The 19,963-nt window shown below is 25.1% G+C and carries 25 protein-coding genes and 1 pseudogene; 3 read left to right on the top strand and 23 right to left on the bottom strand.

Annotated elements, in window-relative coordinates:
* Positions 1-237: 237 nt before the first annotated feature.
* From AACK97_RS00460 to AACK97_RS00410, 11 genes are all read right to left on the bottom strand, one after another.
* A complete protein-coding gene (locus tag AACK97_RS00460) occupies positions 238-699 on the bottom strand; it encodes a hypothetical protein (protein ID WP_338967903.1) in 462 nt (153 codons plus the stop codon).
* 59 nt (positions 700-758) lie between these two features.
* Positions 759-2,612, bottom strand: a complete 1,854-nt coding sequence (locus AACK97_RS00455) for a hypothetical protein (RefSeq protein WP_338967902.1) — start codon at positions 2,610-2,612, stop codon at positions 759-761.
* 272 nt (positions 2,613-2,884) lie between these two features.
* Positions 2,885-3,277: a hypothetical protein gene (locus AACK97_RS00450; protein WP_338967901.1), complete on the bottom strand. Its 393-nt coding sequence runs from the start codon at positions 3,275-3,277 to the stop codon at positions 2,885-2,887.
* A 22-nt stretch (positions 3,278-3,299) separates the two neighbouring features.
* Positions 3,300-3,548, bottom strand: coding sequence for a hypothetical protein (locus AACK97_RS00445; RefSeq protein WP_338967900.1), 249 nt, complete (start codon positions 3,546-3,548; stop codon positions 3,300-3,302).
* Between the two features lie 2 nt (positions 3,549-3,550).
* Positions 3,551-3,835, bottom strand: coding sequence for a hypothetical protein (locus tag AACK97_RS00440; protein WP_338967899.1), 285 nt, complete (start codon positions 3,833-3,835; stop codon positions 3,551-3,553).
* Between the two features lie 6 nt (positions 3,836-3,841).
* Positions 3,842-4,825, bottom strand: coding sequence for a hypothetical protein (locus tag AACK97_RS00435; RefSeq protein WP_338967898.1), 984 nt, complete (start codon positions 4,823-4,825; stop codon positions 3,842-3,844).
* Positions 4,826-4,849: 24 nt separating this feature from the next.
* Positions 4,850-5,095 (bottom strand): hypothetical protein, encoded by a 246-nt coding sequence (locus tag AACK97_RS00430; protein ID WP_338967897.1) that lies wholly within the window; start codon positions 5,093-5,095, stop codon positions 4,850-4,852.
* A gap of 165 nt (positions 5,096-5,260) precedes the next feature.
* The gene (locus AACK97_RS00425) at positions 5,261-5,491 is read right to left on the bottom strand and encodes a hypothetical protein (protein WP_338967896.1); all 231 of its coding nucleotides are present in this window, start codon (positions 5,489-5,491) and stop codon (positions 5,261-5,263) included.
* A gap of 164 nt (positions 5,492-5,655) precedes the next feature.
* Positions 5,656-5,877: a hypothetical protein gene (locus AACK97_RS00420; protein WP_338967895.1), complete on the bottom strand. Its 222-nt coding sequence runs from the start codon at positions 5,875-5,877 to the stop codon at positions 5,656-5,658.
* 2 nt (positions 5,878-5,879) lie between these two features.
* On the bottom strand, positions 5,880-6,206 hold the full coding sequence (locus tag AACK97_RS00415) for a hypothetical protein (RefSeq protein ID WP_338967894.1): 327 nt from the start codon (positions 6,204-6,206) through the stop codon (positions 5,880-5,882).
* A gap of 531 nt (positions 6,207-6,737) precedes the next feature.
* Positions 6,738-8,018, bottom strand: a complete 1,281-nt coding sequence (locus tag AACK97_RS00410; protein ID WP_338967893.1) for a DEAD/DEAH box helicase — start codon at positions 8,016-8,018, stop codon at positions 6,738-6,740.
* Between the two features lie 243 nt (positions 8,019-8,261).
* Here AACK97_RS00410 and AACK97_RS00405 point away from each other — a divergent pair, with 243 nt between their 5' ends.
* The gene (locus AACK97_RS00405) at positions 8,262-9,206 is read left to right on the top strand and encodes an IS30 family transposase (protein WP_338967892.1); all 945 of its coding nucleotides are present in this window, start codon (positions 8,262-8,264) and stop codon (positions 9,204-9,206) included.
* An 86-nt stretch (positions 9,207-9,292) separates the two neighbouring features.
* Here AACK97_RS00405 and AACK97_RS00400 read toward each other — a convergent pair whose 3' ends face one another.
* The 4 genes from AACK97_RS00400 to AACK97_RS00385 form a co-directional block, all read right to left on the bottom strand.
* Entirely contained in the window at positions 9,293-9,679 is a 387-nt protein-coding gene (locus AACK97_RS00400; RefSeq protein WP_338967890.1) for a Vmc-like lipoprotein signal peptide domain-containing protein, read from the bottom strand.
* A gap of 336 nt (positions 9,680-10,015) precedes the next feature.
* Positions 10,016-10,270, bottom strand: coding sequence for a hypothetical protein (locus AACK97_RS00395; protein ID WP_338967888.1), 255 nt, complete (start codon positions 10,268-10,270; stop codon positions 10,016-10,018).
* Between the two features lie 32 nt (positions 10,271-10,302).
* On the bottom strand, positions 10,303-11,259 hold the full coding sequence (locus AACK97_RS00390; RefSeq protein WP_375315773.1) for an L-lactate dehydrogenase: 957 nt from the start codon (positions 11,257-11,259) through the stop codon (positions 10,303-10,305).
* 45 nt (positions 11,260-11,304) lie between these two features.
* On the bottom strand, positions 11,305-12,363 hold the full coding sequence (locus AACK97_RS00385) for a Xaa-Pro peptidase family protein (RefSeq protein WP_338967885.1): 1,059 nt from the start codon (positions 12,361-12,363) through the stop codon (positions 11,305-11,307).
* 140 nt (positions 12,364-12,503) lie between these two features.
* Here AACK97_RS00385 and AACK97_RS00380 point away from each other — a divergent pair, with 140 nt between their 5' ends.
* Positions 12,504-13,448, top strand: coding sequence for an IS30 family transposase (locus AACK97_RS00380; RefSeq protein WP_338967884.1), 945 nt, complete (start codon positions 12,504-12,506; stop codon positions 13,446-13,448).
* 46 nt (positions 13,449-13,494) lie between these two features.
* Here AACK97_RS00380 and rpmG read toward each other — a convergent pair whose 3' ends face one another.
* The 4 genes and pseudogenes from rpmG to AACK97_RS00360 form a co-directional block, all read right to left on the bottom strand.
* The gene (gene rpmG / locus AACK97_RS00375; RefSeq protein WP_215826806.1) at positions 13,495-13,644 is read right to left on the bottom strand and encodes a 50S ribosomal protein L33; all 150 of its coding nucleotides are present in this window, start codon (positions 13,642-13,644) and stop codon (positions 13,495-13,497) included.
* A 455-nt stretch (positions 13,645-14,099) separates the two neighbouring features.
* Positions 14,100-14,570: pseudogene (locus tag AACK97_RS00370) on the bottom strand (IS30 family transposase); the annotation flags it as partial.
* Between the two features lie 32 nt (positions 14,571-14,602).
* Positions 14,603-15,547, bottom strand: a complete 945-nt coding sequence (locus AACK97_RS00365) for an IS30 family transposase (protein ID WP_338967883.1) — start codon at positions 15,545-15,547, stop codon at positions 14,603-14,605.
* A 50-nt stretch (positions 15,548-15,597) separates the two neighbouring features.
* Positions 15,598-15,858, bottom strand: coding sequence for a chromate transporter (locus AACK97_RS00360; RefSeq protein ID WP_338967882.1), 261 nt, complete (start codon positions 15,856-15,858; stop codon positions 15,598-15,600).
* 297 nt (positions 15,859-16,155) lie between these two features.
* Between AACK97_RS00360 and AACK97_RS00355 the strand changes: the two genes are divergently transcribed.
* On the top strand, positions 16,156-17,049 hold the full coding sequence (locus AACK97_RS00355) for an IS30 family transposase (RefSeq protein ID WP_338967881.1): 894 nt from the start codon (positions 16,156-16,158) through the stop codon (positions 17,047-17,049).
* Here AACK97_RS00355 and AACK97_RS00350 read toward each other — a convergent pair.
* The 4 genes from AACK97_RS00350 to truB form a co-directional block, all read right to left on the bottom strand.
* Complete coding sequence (locus tag AACK97_RS00350; RefSeq protein WP_338967880.1) at positions 17,046-17,405, bottom strand: chromate transporter; 360 nt, start codon at positions 17,403-17,405, stop codon at positions 17,046-17,048. The two genes, AACK97_RS00355 and AACK97_RS00350, sit on opposite strands and share 4 nt — an antisense overlap.
* Before the next feature lie 74 nt (positions 17,406-17,479).
* A complete protein-coding gene (rpsO, locus tag AACK97_RS00345; protein ID WP_338967879.1) occupies positions 17,480-17,749 on the bottom strand; it encodes a 30S ribosomal protein S15 in 270 nt (89 codons plus the stop codon).
* A gap of 95 nt (positions 17,750-17,844) precedes the next feature.
* Positions 17,845-18,750, bottom strand: coding sequence for a riboflavin biosynthesis protein RibF (gene ribF / locus AACK97_RS00340; protein WP_338967878.1), 906 nt, complete (start codon positions 18,748-18,750; stop codon positions 17,845-17,847).
* On the bottom strand, positions 18,734-19,594 hold the full coding sequence (gene truB, locus AACK97_RS00335; RefSeq protein WP_338967876.1) for a tRNA pseudouridine(55) synthase TruB: 861 nt from the start codon (positions 19,592-19,594) through the stop codon (positions 18,734-18,736). Before truB ends, ribF begins: the two co-directional genes overlap by 17 nt.
* Positions 19,595-19,963: the final 369 nt, after the last annotated feature.

The raw sequence follows: 19,963 nt of genomic DNA, 5'->3' as shown, positions 1-19,963 counted from the left end.
TAAATAACCCGACTTCAAATTTTAATTTTAATATATTTGTTAATTATCTAATTTAAATTAAGATTAAAAATATTTTTACTAAAGCAGTATTTAAGTTTAAATACTGCTTTTCTATTTTGACAAAATAAAAAAAAGAAAAAATTGTTTGGTTGTTTAAGGGCACGGTTATTTGTCACCATAGAATATCACCTTAGAAAGGTAGTATTTTAACAGTTTTTAAATTTAGTTATTAAAGGTTTAACCTTCAATTTTTGTTATTAGTTGGGTCCAAGTAGGATTTTTTAATATTGTTACTTTTAGATTAACGATTTCCTTTTTTTGAATATTACCGTTCTCAATTTCTTCATACTTGATATTAAAGTTGAGTTTTGTAAGTTCATCAAGGATATTTTCATTTTTTGCATGGTAATTATCTATTATGCTATGTATTGTCTCTTCCTTAATTGGAGATATTGTATCAATTTTTATTCAGTTTGGCATATTTATTGGTCATTGTTGTGTATGTATATATAAATCTCATTTTATATCAGTAGTAGGTTTTTTTCATCTATTTTTTACTAAGTAAACAAATCCTTTTTTTAAGTTTAATTCGTATGATTCATTCTCAATTTGTAATATTGGTTCATTTGTTTTTTTAGAACAGCCAACTATTGGTAATATTGTTAATGTCGAAAGAGTTATTATATTTAAAATTTTCATTATTTTAATTCCTTTATTACTTTATTTTTTCAATATATATATATATATATATATATATATTACACGAAAATCCTTAATATCATTAGAAAAATGGCAAAACCGATTAAAAATTGAAAGGTATAGTAAAAAGCTGGTACTGTTTTAAAAACTGGAAAAATCGCGGTTGAAAAGTTAACTGTTGCTTTTGCAATAATTGCTAACGGGCGTAAAATTGTAATGATTCGTGACGCTGTCAGCATTCAGTTTATCATTTTGATACCAGCATTTTGAATGGCACATCCAATATCATTAAAAGTTGGTATTCATCGTCCAGAATATTTACAATTTGCTGGTGGAATTAAATCGTCTCATTCACTGTTATTTGAACCATCAGGGATAAAGGCTGTTGAATTTAAGACATTAAAGTCATAAATTTTAAAATTGTAGTTAGAGATATTATCTTTGTGATAAAGTGGAAAGGTTAAGGTAAAAATATTAATACCATAACGAATATCAATATCGGTATTGAGGTAATTGATGCTGTTAGCAGTCTTGCTGGTTGGCAAGGTAATTAGTTTATTATCATAGGATTTTAAGACATTAAAATCAATTTGGTAGATACTATTATTGTTTTTAAAGGCATCATAATTCTCTTGATGCGTTTTTTTGTCAAAAGTAAAGAAATAACTTCTTAGTAATAATTCTGAGTTTCCTATAATATTTACTAAGTATTTTTTGGGATAAAAGGTAATTAATGAACGGTAAAAGAAACCGATTTGAATAAAATAATCCTTCTTATAATTTTCTACACCCTTAAAATCAATTTCGGTGTAAGTTTTTTCGTCCATATCAAAAGTAGCATAAAATAAACTGGCAAAGAAGTTACCAAGGATTTCATAGATTTCGTCAAAAACATTTTTGTAATCGCTGTTGTTAATACTAGGAATGTTATTTTTAAAATATAGGTAAATGTCATTTTTTAATTCAGGGTCGTATCTCAAAAAACTAAATTTAACATTAAGATAATTTAAGGTACCAAAAAGGTACTTAATTAGGTAATAATCGTTAGTATTTGCCGTATCATATTTTCATATTTCACTTTCACCATGTAATAATTGTAAATAGTTATTACCTGCGATTAAGGTTTTATTAAAAGCTTTAATTTTTAAAACATTCTTATTAATTTCATTCTCACTACTAGAAGTCTTATGATGAAAATAGCTTTCATCTTTAAAACCATGGTTTTTAATGATAAATTCTTTGTAATAACCTTTTTCTAAGGTGTTAATGAAATTAAATATTGGCGTTCAATAGAGATAAGAGTAATTAAATTTATCAAAATCACCACGATGAATCATTAAGTAATCAAGATTATCAACAACATCGTTATAGTTATGGTTGCCATCAAATTTGGTGGTTTTTTCTGGTAAATCAATATCAGTTGATGGTCTTATTTGACCTTCAATTTTTGTTATTAGTTGTGTTCAAGTAGGATTTCTTAATATTGTTACTTTTAGATTAAAGATTTCCTTTTTTTGAATATTACCGTTCTCAATTTCTTCATACTTGATATTAAAGTTGAGTTTTGTAAGTTCATCAAGGATATTTTCATTTTTTGCATGGTAATTATCTATTATGCTATGTATTGTCTCTTCCTTAATTGGAGATATTGTATCAATTTTTATTCAGTTTGGCATATTTATTGGTCATTGTTGTGTATGTATATATAAATCTCATTTTATATCAGTAGTAGGTTTTTTTCATCTATTTTTTACTAAGTAAACAAATCCTTTTTTTAAGTTTAATTCATAAGTTTCTTTGCTTTCTCTTTTATTTCTAATTAGTGATTGTACTGTTGTTTTGTCATTGTTAATGTTTTGGGGAATGGTAAAAATGTTATTGAAACCAATAATTAACACGGTAAATATTTTCATAAACATTTTTACCACTCCTTTTTAAAATATTTTATTTTTCGTTGTTCTTTTAGTTTTGATTTTTTTAATAAGTCACTCAATGCTACAGTTTATAACTACCGCTATTGTAATGCATATATCTAAATATCCTAGTATCATAAGTGAAATTAATGCTTCAAATTTTTCATATAATAATTTCAAATCATTAATTTCCAATTTTAAAAATGGGATGAAAAAGATAGTAATCATAAGAATGTAAGGTAAAATTTTCCATCAATATTTTTTTTAAAGAATTAATGAGTTTGTTTGATTTCATTTTTTAAGGCTCTTTTTGTTTTAATTTTCTGAATAATAAAGCGGATTATTTTTTCAAATTTAATTGCAAAATATATTGCTCCGCCTCATCAAAAAACAAATATTCCTGCTAGCATAATACTAGTATTGAACTTACCAAAAAAATCAACCATCTGTTTATTCATAAAATCATTAAATTCGTTACTTGTTCCGGTTATTCATTTAGTATCGATTGCTGTTAATGCACAAATTAATAAGCTTATAAAGATGAAAATGATACTTAATCATATTTTTAACCACTGCTTTTTAAAAGAATTTTTAATTTTTAATCTTAATGGTGTTTTTTCTTTTGAATTATCTTTTTTAAATAATTTTCCTAAAAGTTTTTTCATTTTAATTCTCCTTTCATATTTTTTATCGTCCTTTAATCACAATAAATAAAGCAATCAGCACACAAGTTACACCAAGAATGGTAAAAATTGGGTGTTGCGAAAATGTTCGTGCCATTGGTTTAAACAAATCTAAAATTGTTAAATTGCTAGTAATAAATTTTTGGAAATTGGCAAGTCCTTCGCTAATATAGTTTGTTAAAGTTTCAAAATGACTACCAGCTAATAGTCCAAGAACAGTTATTAAGATAAAAATAATAATTAGTTTAAACATTTTTAGTTACCTTGTTTTGTTTTTATCGGTTTTACTTGTTTTTTAACTTTTCCTCAGGCACTTAAACGACCTTTATTTTTAACTGCATATTGGCGTTGTTTTTCTAAATTAACTTGTTGACTACCAAATCCAAGAATAATTGCCATAAGAAATTCTACGGCCAGCGTTAAGAATAGAGGAAATATTAGTTGAATATTTGTTCCCGGTACTTCAAGACTTCAAATTAAATCAAAAACTTTATAAAGCATTTGAGCGAGAAAGTCCGCCATTTTTGCAAGATTTTCCATTTTTTATTATTCCTTTTCTTTCATTTTTCTTAAAAATTTGCTAAATTTATCCATTTTTAAATATTCTAAGTCTTCTAAATCAATTGCTGTGTCAGTATAGTATTTGTCTTCATAGTCAGGATTTACTTTTGCATTTAAGTAATCTCTTAAAAATGCTAGGTAAAAAGAATTGTAAGTGTTTAATATTGGTAGAGGAATTTTTAATTTAAAAAAATAAATATCAAGTTCAGGGATATCACGGTATTTAATGCGACGACCCTTTTTACTATTTTTAGCATCAATTAATGTGTTTCGTCAGCGTTCATATTCTTCAATGCTCGTAAAGGTACCATAGATAACTTTTAAGTAGGGACGAAAAATATTAACAGGTTTTTTACGAATTCCCACAATCACATTATTAGCAATATCACGAACTTTAACTCAAATATGTTTATCTCTTTGACCGCTAGCGAGAACAATATGACCAAAATGCCGTGCCAGAGCGAAATATTCTTGAATACCGGTTTCTTCGTTTTTGGTATTATTTTTTTCTCAATCAGTTCCTTCTAAAAATAAGTTGGTTTCATCTCACAAAAGTAAGGTTTTGTCTGGCAATACTGGATAATCAAAGTCTAACAAACCCATATGGCCTAAACTTAATTTTTGGGTTTCTAGTAATGGAAATGTTGATGCGATATTATATTTTTTCTTTTTTAGTAATTTTGATGCGTATACTAGAAAAGCGGTTTTTCCAGTTCCTAATGAACCAATCACAATATTTAATGGTGAGTTTTTTAAGAAGTTAATAACTTTGTTAATTTGTGTTAAATTACCGATTTTAAAAAGAAAAATTAAAATACAACCTGCTAAAAATAAATAGCTTACAATGTTTTTAAAATAACCGTTGTAAATATATCAAATTGCTCCTCAATGTCATAAAATTAAAAATGAGGTGCGATTTAATTCAATAAAATGGTTATTTTTTTCTATTATTCATTTGCAAAATTTCATCTTGCACCTCACTTTATTTTTTTGTTAGCGTACCGCTCCAAGTAATTTTTCAAACATTTTAAAGCAAATAAAGAATATTGCCAAAATAAATGGAAAAATGAATATTCAGTAGTCAGCAAAGAAGTTACCGACTTGTGGCATATTAACAGCAATAATATCTCACATTTTAGTAAACGCTGTCATAATTGCATTTCATAATTTAGTCATCGCGTCACTAGCTGTTATTTTTTCTACTGTTGCTGGTGTATCGGCAAAGAAAGTTCCAATCATATAATCACCCCCTTTCTTTTTAAAACATTCATCATTTATATTCAAAGTTTTTCTTAAATTTGTTAAAACCACGATTATCCTTAACACGATTGTATTTTTTCCTAATTAATTTTGAATTTCTTTGGGAATGCATCACAATGTAACTTCTTGAAATTATTTTTGTCTCTATCTAAATACTGATATCGTTTTTCAAAGTAGCATTAGAATAAATCACGCCATAATCGCTGTTAAGAATCAAAAAGCAATGTTTGCTATTAAAAGTCAAAGCGGTGCTTCGGTTAATTTAATTTCTTTACCACCAGTAATGTGAGCCGGAATAGTTGTAATTTGAATAAATAAATCTCAGAAAGTTTGTTTAATTTGTTCTCAATTAAATTCTTTTAAGTTTATTGTCATTTTTTATCTCCCAAAAATCATTTTTATTGGTAAATACATAATTGAAATTAATGCGAAAAGAAAAGTAATGATAATAATTAATCCGGCAATAAACGCAACCTGTGCAGGCATTTTTTCTATCGGAACAAACAGTTTTAAAAATTCCATAATAATTTCTCAAAACATTATTTTTTATTCTCATTATTTTCTTTTGAATTAGGAGCTTTAACTCATTCTTCAAAGCGAGCAATAAATACTTTTTCGTCTTTTGTGAAATTACCAGTATTATTTTTAATGACATTTTTATATTTAATTCGCATTTTTATTTTGGCATAAATTTTATAAGCAAAATATGCCAATAGCATTATGCAAATGATAATAAATATTATTCCAATCGCAATATTCATTTTTAAACTCCTTTAAAATAGTTATAATTTATATCTTTTTTGTTGTTTTCTTTTTCAGCAATGAAAAAACCTAATAATTCTTGTCCCTTAATTAATTTGGTTTCTTTTTCTTTTTGATTAATTGAAATTACTTGATATTTACTATCTTTAATTATTCCAATGCAAATTGAATTTTCATATTTTCCTTTATAAACAAATCGCTTTGGAAACCAAATACCGATTTGTTCATTAAATCACGGAATTTTTGGTGCTTTAATAAGCATTGCGTTTTGTGTTTCTTTTAAAAGATATTTTTTAGTATTTAAGAAAATGTTTTCAATGTTTTTCATAATAAATTACCTTTCTTATGAATAAACTAAGTTATATTAACTTAGTTTTAGTTAACTTAGTTTTTTAAACACTTATATATCGCAGATTTAAGTGTTTAACAAGCTTTGTTAGTAAATTTTGTTTTTTTTAATTAGATAAAGATTTTAATAATTTTAAACTTAGTATACCCCTATATAGAAATTTCTACACTTTAATGTCCGCATCCTACCCTTGGAACTAATTTAATAGCGTGTATATTTTTAGGAAATCCACCCATTCATTTTTTTATTGCAAAACGAAACAAATTGCTATAGCTAATAGGATGTTATCTATTAACTGGTAAACTTCTTTTGGTTATGGCGACCACCCACAATTTATCGTGCTTTAATACATACCAACATTATTAACTCACTTGTATTTAATTTTCAAAGAACAAATTTTTAACACCTTATAAAATAAAAAGACAATCATTGCTGACTGTCTTAATACTTATTCAAATATTTTCCTACCTAACAAAACTTTATGCGTCCTAAGAAGTAAGGCGAATAACCTTACTTCTTAAAACTTTTCTTACGATATTTTTGAATAACTTTTTTAACTTCTTCTTTTCTTTGTTTTTTATAACCTGGTTTAATTGGTTGAGAGTGAAACTTTGAAATAACTTTTTGTAAATCATTTACTGACGCTTGGGGAATATTTTTAATAACCTTCTTTGTTGGTTTCTTAACTTTTTCATTTCATAATGTAAAATTAATTCCCTTTTTAGTTAAATATGCAATTCCCTCTTCATCTGACGAATCATAAAATAAATAAGAATATCCATGATATTTTCCTCTACCTGTTCTTCCTGCACGATGAAAATAATATGTTAAATCATACGGTAAATTTAATGAAATAATATGTGAAACTCCTGGTAAATCAATACCTCTTGAAGCAATATCAGAGCAAACAACAAATTTAAATTCAAGATTATTAATTCGTTTTAACATTTTAATGCGTTCACGCGATTTTAAACTACTATGAATTTGTCCGACTTTAATATTTTGTTCTTGTAACAAATCAAGAACTTGGTCCATATCTTCTTTTTTATTAACAAAAATTAAACATAAAAATGGATCAACTGTTGTTAAAAGATTTTTCAAAATTTCAATCCGATTACGATATCGGGTTTTAACTAAAAAATGTTCAATATTTGTTTGAATTTTATAATCACTTAAATCAAAAATTGTCGTATTTTTTAAATATTTCTTTAAAAAATTTTGTAATTCATTATTAATAGTTGCTGAAAATACCATAAATTGTGTATTTGAAGCAAGTTTCGATAATAAAAAATCTACTTCATTAACAAAATCTAAATCAAAAACCATATCCACTTCATCCAAAACAACCATCTTACTAGTAGTTAAAGCTAACGCTTGTTCATCAATCATTCGCTTTAATCTTGTTGGTGTTCCAATAACTAAATGCGGATAATTAGTATTAAACTTTTGCTTTTGTTGCTCTAAATCTTGACCACCAATTAAATTAGCAATTTTTAAATTAGGATTATTTTTAATAAATTTTTGACTAACATTATATATTTGCACCGCTAACTCTCTTGTTGGTACAATTATAATTGCTTGCGTCTTGTTAATCGTTGGATTAATTTTACTTAAAATTGCTAATAAATAACCAACAGTTTTCCCAGTTCCTGTATTGGCACTAACAATAACATTTTGTCCCTTAACCATTAAAGGCAACATTTTCTTTTGAATATTTGTTGGAGCAACAAATTTTAATGAATCAATTGTTGCTAACACTTCATTACTTAAACCAATATCTTGAAATCTCATTACTACCACCTCTAAATAGTTTTAATAAAACTATTATTTTTTTCAAATCAGAAATAATTATACCACAAAAATAAAACCGCAGAGAATTTACCCTACCTATCGTTCATTAAGAAATCACAATATATTTTTATAAATGCTGAATTATACTTGTAAGTGCAAGTAAATAAAATTGCAAAAGATTTCATATAAAAATTTCATGATGCTAAGTTTATTTTAGAAAAAGTAAATTTAAGGAGTTTTTATATGGGATACAAACATCTTGGCATAGATGAAAGAATTTATATTGAGAATCAATTGAAATTTAAAGTAAAAATTAGTGAAATAGCTAAAAATCTTAATCGAAGTATTAGTACTATTAATCGAGAAGTTAATAGAAATAAAGATAATAATCATTATTTTTCATTAATTGCACAAAATAAAGCAGAAAATAGAAAACAATTACATGTTTATTTTCATAAATTTAAAAATAGAGAATTAGTAAAATATGTACAACAAAAATTATTATTAGGTTGATCGCCTGAACAAATTTATGGCAGAATTAAAAATTTTCATCAAGAATGAATTATTAGTTTTAAAACAATTTACAATTGAATTTATTCTGGATTACTTGAAAAGGTTACTAGTAAAAATTTAAGAAGAAAAGGTAAGAAACCAAAATCTCAAGAAAATCGGGGTAAATTTAATGGTAAATCCATTAAAGAACGAAATGTTAATAATCGCATAACTCTTGGCCATTGAGAAGGTGATACTGTAGTATCATCACGAGGTAAAAGCAAATCATGTTTAATAACTTTAGTTGAAAGAACATCAAGATTTACTTTAGCAATATTAGTTGAAAATAGAACTACTAAAGTTATTAACAAAAATATTAGTCATTATTTATCAATTCTTCCAAATAATCTTGTTAAGACTATAACATTTGATAGGGGTAAAGAATTTGCTAATTGACAACAACTTGAAAAAAATTTAAATGTGAAAATTTATTTTGCTGATGCATATTCACCTTGACAAAGAGGCACTAATGAAAATACTAATGGTTTAATTAGAGAAAAATTTCCTAAAAAATTTAATTTTTCAAACACTACTAAAAATGCAGTTCATAAATTTATATTGTCTTTAAACCAAAGACCAAGAAAAATATTAAATTATCTTTCGCCAATCGAATATTTGGTTAGAAAAATAATTTAATTGCACTTAACTTTACAATTTGGCAAATAATTAACTAGTTGTTGCAATTGGTAAATTAACTGGTATTAAATTAGTTAATATACCATTTATTTTTCTGTATCCAATAATTCTAATTTTCTGTATCCAATAATTCTAATTTTTGCAAATTTTGAAGTTGTTAAATCATAAGGTTGTGTAATAATCTTATCATTTACAAAAATTCAAACTCCGATATCAAAATCATTTTCAGTTAAAGCATTATTAATTTTTGTAAGTTCTTTAAAAACTTGTGGTTTTAATACATTTTTTACTTCAGTTAAATCAACTTTGAAAGGATTTTTAGCAATAATCTTTGTTGGTGATTCAATTGAACTAATACTATAAATTCCTTTTTCAATTTCTTTTGATTTATTGTCATTATTGCAAGAAACAACAATACTTAAAATAGTTACGCTTAAAATTATTACTCCTAATAAACTAAATAATTTTTTCAATTTTTTACCCTCATTTTTATTTTTTATTAATATAATTGACATTATATGTATGCAAAGATATTTAAATTAATCAAAAGCAAATTAAACTATCAACACTTCTCTCACCAAATTTCAGTCTGTTAATCTTTTTAATTTGAAATTTAATTATAAAATATTTCTCAAACTTTCAATAAAAATGATTTTTCTTAACTTCTTTTAAATTTGTTATTTTTGAAATAAAATTAATAAATAGAAAAAACTGTAAAACTTGAAAGTTTTACAGTTTTTATTAAATACTTATTTCAATTAAACTAAATCTCAATTTGCAATCCTTGCAGTCTTATGCTTTTAAAAATTCTATTTATTCTCTCTTCACATATAAACTAAACAATCAGCTGGTTCACCACAAGCACAAGTACCAGCATTTTCTTTATCTTCTTTAAATTCTACTTGCGCATCAAAAAATTCTGAATAACCGGTTTCAATTGATTTATTTGCTAATGGTCCTTTATTAACAGCCATAATAATTGTTTTTCCTTCGCTTAATGCTGATATAACTAAATCAACATTACCATCAAAGATTTCTACAACATTTTCTAAATTTTTAGGCATTACTATAACTCCTTAAAATTATGTCTTCCTTACTAATTAATAGCTTCAATAGCCACAGTAATAACTTTTCTTAAAGCATCACAAGAACTATTAAATTGTTCTTGTTCTTGTTCACTAATATCCAATTGTACTACTCTTTCAATGCCATTACTTCCTATGACTGCGGGAATACCTGTATAAATATCTTTTTGGTGATATTCACCGTTTAAATAAGCACCAACAGGTAAAATCACTTGTTCATCATTTAAAACTGCTTTAACAATTCTTGCTAAACAAACACCAATTCCATAATGAGTAGCTTTTTTTAATTTAATTATTTCATAAGCTTTTTGAATAACTAATTTATGAATTGATTTTAATGTTTCATCATTAATTAACTGGTTTTTCTTTAAAGTCATTAAATTTTCAGCACCAACAATTGCTTTGGAGTATAATGCAACAGATGAATCACCGTGTTCACCAGCAATATATGCGGTCACCGATGTTGGTGAAATTTTAAAATGTTCTCCTAAAGCAAACATTAATCGTGAAGAATCAAGAATTGTTCCTGATCCAAAAATACGATTTGTAGCAAAACCACTAACTTTTTGAGCAACAAATGTTAATACATCAACAGGATTAGAAGCAATAATTACAATACCGCCAAATCCAGAATTTTTAATTTCTTTCATAATATTACTAATTATTTTAGCATTATCAACTACTAAATCTAGTCTTGTTTCATCAGGTTTTTGCGGACGACCTGCGGTAACAACAATAATATCAGCATCTTTACAATCAAGATACGAACCGTTTGTTACTTTATGAAAGGGTCTTTCTTGTCATGCTAAAGTATCTTCAAAGTCTAATCTATTACCGTGGGCAACATCTTGAAAAGCATCAATTAAAACATATTCTGATGCTAAACCAGTATTAATGCAAGAATACAAGAATGATGAGCCTACTGCTCCACAACCAACTAAAACTATTTTTCTTCTATTATTCAATATTATCTACCTCCTATTAAGTTTATTTTATCATTTTTTTAACATAAATTATTTTACAAATATTAAATCTCTTGAAGACTTAGTTAATATTTCATAACCTTTCTTAGTTACTAAAATATCATCTTCAATTCTAACACCACCTAATTGAGGAATATAAATTCCTGGTTCAACAGTAATTACCATTCCTACTTCTAAAATAATATCCGAATTATTGGTTATATATGGATATTCATGAACTTCAATGCCTAAACCATGACCAGTACTATGAGTAAAATATTTACCATAACCTTTTTTAGTAATATATTCACGACATATTTTGTCAATTGTACCTGATGATATTCCAGGAGCAATCGCCTTAATTCCTAAATCTTGAGCTTCTAAAACAATCTTATAAATATCTTCCAATTTTTTATCTAGTTTATTACCAATAACAAAAGTTCTTGTCATATCAGAACACAATCCTTGATAAATAACACCAAAATCACAAGTGATAATTTCATTATTATTTATTACTTTATTAGTAGCCCTACCGTGGGGTAACGATGAACGAACGCCTGATGCTACAATGCAATCAAAACTCGGTTTTTCACCACCAAATTTAAGGAAATTATCAATAATAATTCTTTCTAATCGCTTTTCAGTCATATTAGGCTTTACTTTTTTAATAATTGCTTTAAATGTTTTATCACCGATCTTAGCAGCCTGTTTTAATTTTTTAATTTCATCCTTAGTTTTAATCATACGGATTTTATTTACTAATACAGCTTTTAATGAAACCGCTAATTTTTCACTTCAAGTTGTAAATAAAGCATATGAAGTATATTCGCTTTCAAAGCCTAATGTTATAATGTTATATTTCTTAATTAATTCATTTAATTGTTCATAAATATTTTCCATTAAAATAATGTTATCAATATTTTTTGCTTGCATTTTTCCATCTTCAATATAACGTCCATCTAAAATTAAAAACGACTTTTCTTTAGTAACTAATAAATATCCTGCTGTTGAAGAAAATGTTGTATATCACAAACGATTATAATCAGATGTAATTAATAAAGCATCAACTTTTTGTTCTTTTAATAGTTTTTTAACAATTTTATGTTGCATAATATTTATCCTTTCGTATTAATAAATTAAATGCTGAATTATACTTGTAAGTGCAAGTAAATAAAATTGCAAAAGATTTCATATAAAAATTTCATGATGCTAAGTTTATTTTAGAAAAAGTAAATTTAAGGAGTTTTTATATGGGATACAAACATCTTGGCATAGATGAAAGAATTTATATTGAGAATCAATTGAAATTTAAAGTAAAAATTAGTAAAATAGCTAAAAATCTTAATCGAAGTATTAGTACTATTAATCGAGAAGTTAATAGAAATAAAGATAATAATCATTATTTTTCATTAATTGCACAAAATAAAGCAGAAAATAGAAAACAATTACATGTTTATTTTCATAAATTTAAAAATAGAGAATTAGTAAAATATGTACAACAAAAATTATTATTAGGTTGATCGCCTGAACAAATTTATGGCAGAATTAAAAATTTTCATCAAGAATGAATTATTAGTTTTAAAACAATTTACAATTGAATTTATTCTGGATTACTTGAAAAGGTTACTAGTAAAAATTTAAGAAGAAAAGGTAAGAAACGAAAATCTCAAGAAAATCGGGGTAAATTTAATGGTAAATCCATTAAAGAACGAAATGTTAATAATCGCATAACTCTTGGCCATTGAGAAGGTGATACTGTAGTATCATCACGAGGTAAAAGTAAATCATGTTTAATAACTTTAGTTGAAAGAACATCAAGATTTACTTTAGCAATATTAGTTGAAAATAGAACTACTAAAGTTATTAACAAAAATATTAGTCATTATTTATCAATTCTTCCAAATAATCTTGTTAAGACTATAACATTTGATAGGGGTAAAGAATTTGCTAATTGACAACAACTTGAAAAAAATTTAAATGTGAAAATTTATTTTGCTGATGCATATTTACCTTGACAAAGAGGTACTAATGAAAATACTAATGGTTTAATTAGAGAAAAATTTCCTAAAAAATTTAATTTTTCAAACACTACTAAAAATGCAGTTCATAAATTTATATTGTCTTTAAACCAAAGACCAAGAAAAATACTAAATTATCTTTCGCCAATCGAATATTTGGTTAGAAAAATAATTTAGTTGCACTTAACTTTACAATTTGGCAAATATAAAAAAAAGAAAAGGATTATTTCTTTTCTTTATGCATTGTTTTTGCGTTACAACGCGAACAATATTTATTGAATTCTACTCGTTCGGGATGCAACTTTTTATTTTTCTTATCAATATAATTTTCTTCTTTACAAATTTCACAACGTAATGTAATACCTTCACGCATCCTTGTTCCTCCTTTTATACCGAATATATTAAATTATATAACAAATTACTAACAAATTATTAACAAATTATTAACACATAAAAACTGCAACAATTAATGTCAACACTAAACTGGCAATACTCTTTTGCAATATTAAAAGTTAAATTATGATTATTTATTAACTAATTTTGGACAATAAAATAAAAATATAAAAACCCAAAACCACCAAAAAAAAGATATTAATAAAAATAAATTAACTTTAAAACGATACAAGCAAACAAAACTAATAATAAAACTAATTACTAAATAAAGCATTACTTGAATAGTTTTAGTACTTTTTTCATAAATCCATGAAAAATTACTATCTAAAAAAATATTACTAATTAGACCAATAACTACTCAAATTAAAATTGCAATCGTTACTGGTTTCATTATTTTATAAATACCTGAATTGTAAATATAAATGGGACAGTTTTTTAAAATAATTGTATTAAATCTATTGGTCTTTTATAAGATAATGATTTTCTGGGTGTAGAATTAATTTGAAATTCTATAGAATTTAAGTCTTTTTGTTTATATGAAGATAAATCAGTAGATTTTGGTAAATATCTTCTTAAAATACCATTATTGTTCTCATTTAAACCTCTTTGACAAGGTTTTCCGGCATCTGCAAAATAAATTTTAACATTACAATTTTTTTCAATTAATTTTCATTTACTAAATTCTTTACCACGATCAAAAGTAATAGTTTTAATTGTTCCTGGTATTAATTTTGAAATAAATTTTATTATACTTTGTGTAATACTTTCTGCTTTATGATTTTTAGTTTTCAAAGGAATTGTGGGTTTTGATCATATATCAGCTAAAGTAATAATAGAACTTTTATGATCTTTACCAACGATAGTATCTCCCTCTAAATGGCCAAATTCTTGTATATTTTTAATATTTCCTGAATTGTAAATATAAATGGGACAGTTTTTTAAAATAATTGTATTAAATCTATTGGTCTTTTATAAGATAATGATTTTCTGGGTGTAGAATTAATTTGAAATGCTATAGAATTTAAGTCTTTTTGTTTATATGAAGATAAATCAGTAGATTTTGGTAAATATCTTCTTAAAATACCATTATTGTTCTCATTTAAACCTCTTTGACAAGGTTTGCCGGCATCTGCAAAATAAATTTTAACATTACAATTTTTTTCAATTAATTTTCATTTACTAAATTCTTTACCACGATCAAAAGTAATAGTTTTAATTGTTCCTGGTATTAATTTTGAAATAAATTTTATTATACTTTGTGTAATACTTTCTGCTTTATGATTTTTAGTTTTCAAAGGAATTGTGGTTTTTGATCATATATCAGCTAAAGTAATAATAGAACTTTTATGTTCTTTACCAACGATAGTATCTCCCTCTAAATGGCCAAATTCTTGTATATTTTTAATATTTGGAATGATTAAATTTCTTTCATGAATAGATTTACAATTATTAATTCTGCCCCTAGTTTCTTTTTGTTTATGAGGTTTATTTTTGCCTTTTCTCAATAAATTTTTTTCATCAAAACCCATTCGATTTGTTTTAAACATGTTATATAAAGTTTTTGTTGAAATATTTTTTATTTTATTTTTCTTTAAAAAATCAGCAATTATATCAAGAGCATAATTTTTAGTAATTAACAAATGATTGATAGTATTAATTTCTGTTAAAGTTAAAATTATTAATTTTCTACCTGCATTTTGTTTATTTTTTTGAACTTGATTCAATATTTCTAATGGTAATAAGTTTTGATTTAATAATTTACAAACTCTGTGTACAGTTGATTTACTATAATCAATTGCTTTTGCTATTTTACGAATAGAAAATCCATAACTTTTATATTCTTTTATTGCTATTATTGATTCAATAGTCAGATACTTATACATTGTGCTAATTCCTTTCTTTTCTTAATTATAGAATTAACACAATTTGTTTTTTATATAAGTGTCCTTTTTAATTTTACATTTCAGGTTATTGTTGCTAAAAAACCTGTAATTTTTGTTGCAAAAGGTCCAGGTGTTGCATTTGTTAAACCAAAAATCAGTTCCAATTCAGGAGAACTAATAAGTAATGTATCACCAACACGATTTAAAATATCTAAAAAATAATACTTAAATAAAGCAAAAAAAGCTTGACCACCCCCAAAAGTTACTAAACCAATTATCAAAACACCAATAAAAAATAACAAAATTAACATTATTTTTTACCTCGTTTCTTTTTCGGTTTATGTTTTTGTCTTAACCGCAGATAATTATAAAGAATAGTAACCAAACAAGAAATAATAATAACAACTGCGGGAAAGTTTAAATACCACAAATTCAGTTATCATGTTAAAGCAAGATATCCCACACATAAGAAAATAATTGGGATACTAATAGTTAAAGATAATTCCTTCATACTATTTCTTAACATTTTAAAAATCATTTTCGCTAGCAATGCTAAAATAACTGGTAAGATTGCTAAATTAATTGAAAGAATTTATATTGAGAATCAATTGAAATTTAAAGTAAAAATTAGTGAAATAGCTAAAAATCTTAATCGAAGTATTAGTACTATTAATCGAGAAGTTAATAGAAATAAAGATAATAATCATTATTTTTCATTAATTGCACAAAATAAAGCAGAAAATAGAAAACAATTACATGTTTATTTTCATAAATTTAAAAATAGAGAATTAGTAAAATATGTACAACAAAAATTATTATTAGGTTGATCGCCTGAACAAATTTATGGCAGAATTAAAAATTTTCATCAAGAATGAATTATTAGTTTTAAAACAATTTACAATTGAATTTATTCTGGATTACTTGAAAAGGTTACTAGTAAAAATTTAAGAAGAAAAGGTAAGAAACGAAAATCTCAAGAAAATCGGGGTAAATTTAATGGTAAATCCATTAAAGAACGAAATGTTAATAATCGCATAACTCTTGGCCATTGAGAAGGTGATACTGTAGTATCATCACGAGGTAAAAGTAAATCATGTTTAATAACTTTAGTTGAAAGAACATCAAGATTTACTTTAGCAATATTAGTTGAAAATAGAACTACTAAAGTTATTAACAAAAATATTAGTCATTATTTATCAATTCTTCCAAATAATCTTGTTAAGACTATAACATTTGATAGGGGTAAAGAATTTGCTAATTGACAACAACTTGAAAAAAATTTAAATGTGAAAATTTATTTTGCTGATGCATATTCACCTTGACAAAGAGGTACTAATGAAAATACTAATGGTTTAATTAGAGAAAAATTTCCTAAAAAATTTAATTTTTCAAACACTACTAAAAATGCAGTTCATAAATTTATATTGTCTTTAAACCAAAGACCAAGAAAAATACTAAATTATCTTTCGCCAATCGAATATTTGGTTAGAAAAATAATTTAGTTGCACTTAACTTTACAATTTGGCATATATTTAAATAGTAAAGTTGCAAGAAAAATAAAAGCAATCATATTAGGCAAGTATGCAACAAACGATGCTAATAGTGCTCCAGTAATACCAGCTATTTTATAACCAACAGAAGCTGATACTTGAAAAATGCTTGGTCCAGGAATAGTATTTGCTAAAATTAATAAATGATTAAATTCATCCTCAGTTATTCATCGCTTCTTAACTACAACTTCATTTTTAATTAAAGGCATTACGGCATTACCGCCACCAAAAACAAAAAAAGATATTTTCAAAAAAACATAAAACAATTGTCAATATAATTGCCATTTTGAATATTTTGTTTTTTTCATCATATCAACCCTTAATATCTTATAAAAAGAAAAAGAATCAGCATCTAATTCTCTTTCTTAATAATTTCAATTTATTATTTTCTTAGTTTTAATTGTTCAATTATTTTACGATAACGATTAATATCATGATCTTTTAAGTAATCTAACATATTTCGTCTTTGTGATACTTTTCTTACTAAACTTCGTTCAGTAATAACATCTTTACGATGTACTTTTAAATGTGCCGTTAAATTAATAATTTTCTCTGTTAAAAGTGCTATTTGTACTTCTGCTGAACCCGTATCTTTTTCTTTTCTCCCAAATTTAGCAATAATTTGTTTTTTATCCTCAGCTGTAATTGCCATTTAATAAATCCTCCAATAATTATAAACTTAACTAAAACCAATTAATAAAATAGAAGGTATTTTAAAAACTTGTAATAGTCGTATTCGCATAAATATTAACCTATTTTACGAAAATATTCAAGGGTTTTGCTGTAATCTTCGCTAATTAACTGTTTTAAATGTTCTAAACTTTTAACAGCAACATTATCTCGTAAATACTTTAAAAAGGAAATTTTAATTTTTACACCATAAATATTATTATTAAAATTAAGAATATATGATTCACATTTTAAAACATTATCAATTCTAATAATACAAGAAATTGCTTGATAGTTTTTATTATCTAAACTAACATTAGTAATATAGACACCCTCATTTAATATTGAAAAATTATCATTTAAATGAATATTTGCTGTTGGAAATTGAATTTTATTACCTAATTTATTACCTTTAACAACAATACCTTTAATATTATAAGGTTGCAATAATAACTTATTAGCACTAACAATTTGTTTTTTTTGTAGTAACTGACGAATATATGTTGTTGATACCCGAATATCATTATTAATTAAAACTTTATTAACAACAATTACTTTAGAAAAATTTTTCTGCAAATGACTAATATTTCCCAAACCAAAATTTGCAAAACGAAAATCATCACCAACAACGATAATATCAATATTCAATTGTTTAAGATAAAAAATAAACTGTTCAATTGATCATTTTCTTGTATTATCATTAAATGGAAAAATAACAAAATTATCAAATCCCATTAATGAAACTAATTTTTGCTTATCATCCATATCAAGCAAGTCATCATATTGTTGTTGTAGAATTATTTTCTTTGGTGCGATTGAAAAAGTAAAAAATAGTGATTGATAATTATTTTCTTTAGCTTCCTTTAATACTGTTTGAGTTAATAACTGATGTCCAATATGAAGCCCATCAAAAAATCCTAAACACGCTACTTGTTTATTTGAAAATTGCTGTTTTTCATCAATAGTATTAATTATTTTCATCATTTCATAATCCTTTTTTACAATAATATTTATTATCTAGTCCCTTAACATATATTGCTAATGGGATTTGATTATTATCAGTTAACAACACAGTATCACTTTCAATCTCTTTTAATTGAATAGCCTTACCATTTTTAATATCTTTTGTTTCCTTAATATTAATAAGTGGCATATAGTCTTGTAATACATTTGATAATGAAATCATATTTTGTTCTTGAATTTTATCAAGTTCGCAACAATTACTAATCTTATATGCACCACTAGCTATTCTTTGCAATTTTTTTACTGTTGCTATCGTATTTAAAGTTTTAGCAATATCTACTACTAAACTACGAATATATGTTCCTTTTGAACATTTAACTTTTAGGGAAACATAAGGAAAATCAAAACTTACTAACTCTAAATAATCTAACTTCACAAGTCGTTTTGCTAATAATACTTCTTGATCCTTACGAGCATATTCATAAAGTTTTTTCCCTTGAAACTTAATCGCCGAATATTTAGGTGGTATTTGATTGTATGATAACGGAAAAAACTTTAAACAATTAAGAAATTGCTCTTTCGTAATTAACTTATTATCATTAGCAATAACATTACCAGTAATATCACCACTATTAGTTAAAATATTAAATTGCATTGTTACTAAATACTCTTTCGTTTCGTTCAATAATAATGAAGAAATCTTTGTCGCTTGATTGACCAAAATTATTAGTACACCAGTAGCTAGAGGGTCTAAAGTTCCGGCATGACCAACTTTATAATATTTAAACTTTTTTTTAAGATAAGATACTACTTGATGCGATGTCATCTCAGTAGGTTTATCAATTAGTAAAATTCCTGAATTCATTATAATAAAAAATCTCCAAAGATATTATATCATACTTAAAAGACCTTGAAAAATTTACCAATACAACTAAAAAGGAAACAATTAAATTGTTTCCTCCAAAAATTTAATACACATATTTTCTCAACTCTTTCAATATGCGTAAGCATTAAGTAAAACTATTACTAGAATTACTTAGTTAAATATTAACACAATGTACTCAAATTATTATCCTTTTTATTAGCAAAAAGAAATCCTTTTAATCCATCATTAAATTTAAGTAATTATTCAGTTAATAATTGCTGTCTTTTTTCTTTACTTCTTTTTTTTCTTTCTTGTTCTGCTTTTTCTTGTTGGACGCATAAAGTTTTGTTAGGTGGGAAAAGATTTGAA

The sequence above is a fragment of the Spiroplasma endosymbiont of Lonchoptera lutea genome, from assembly GCF_964019715.1.
Taxonomy (GTDB): domain Bacteria; phylum Bacillota_I; class Bacilli_A; order Mycoplasmatales; family Nriv7; genus Nriv7.
Note: the sequence above shows the minus strand (reverse complement) of the source record. Positions and strands in the feature narration are given on the sequence as shown.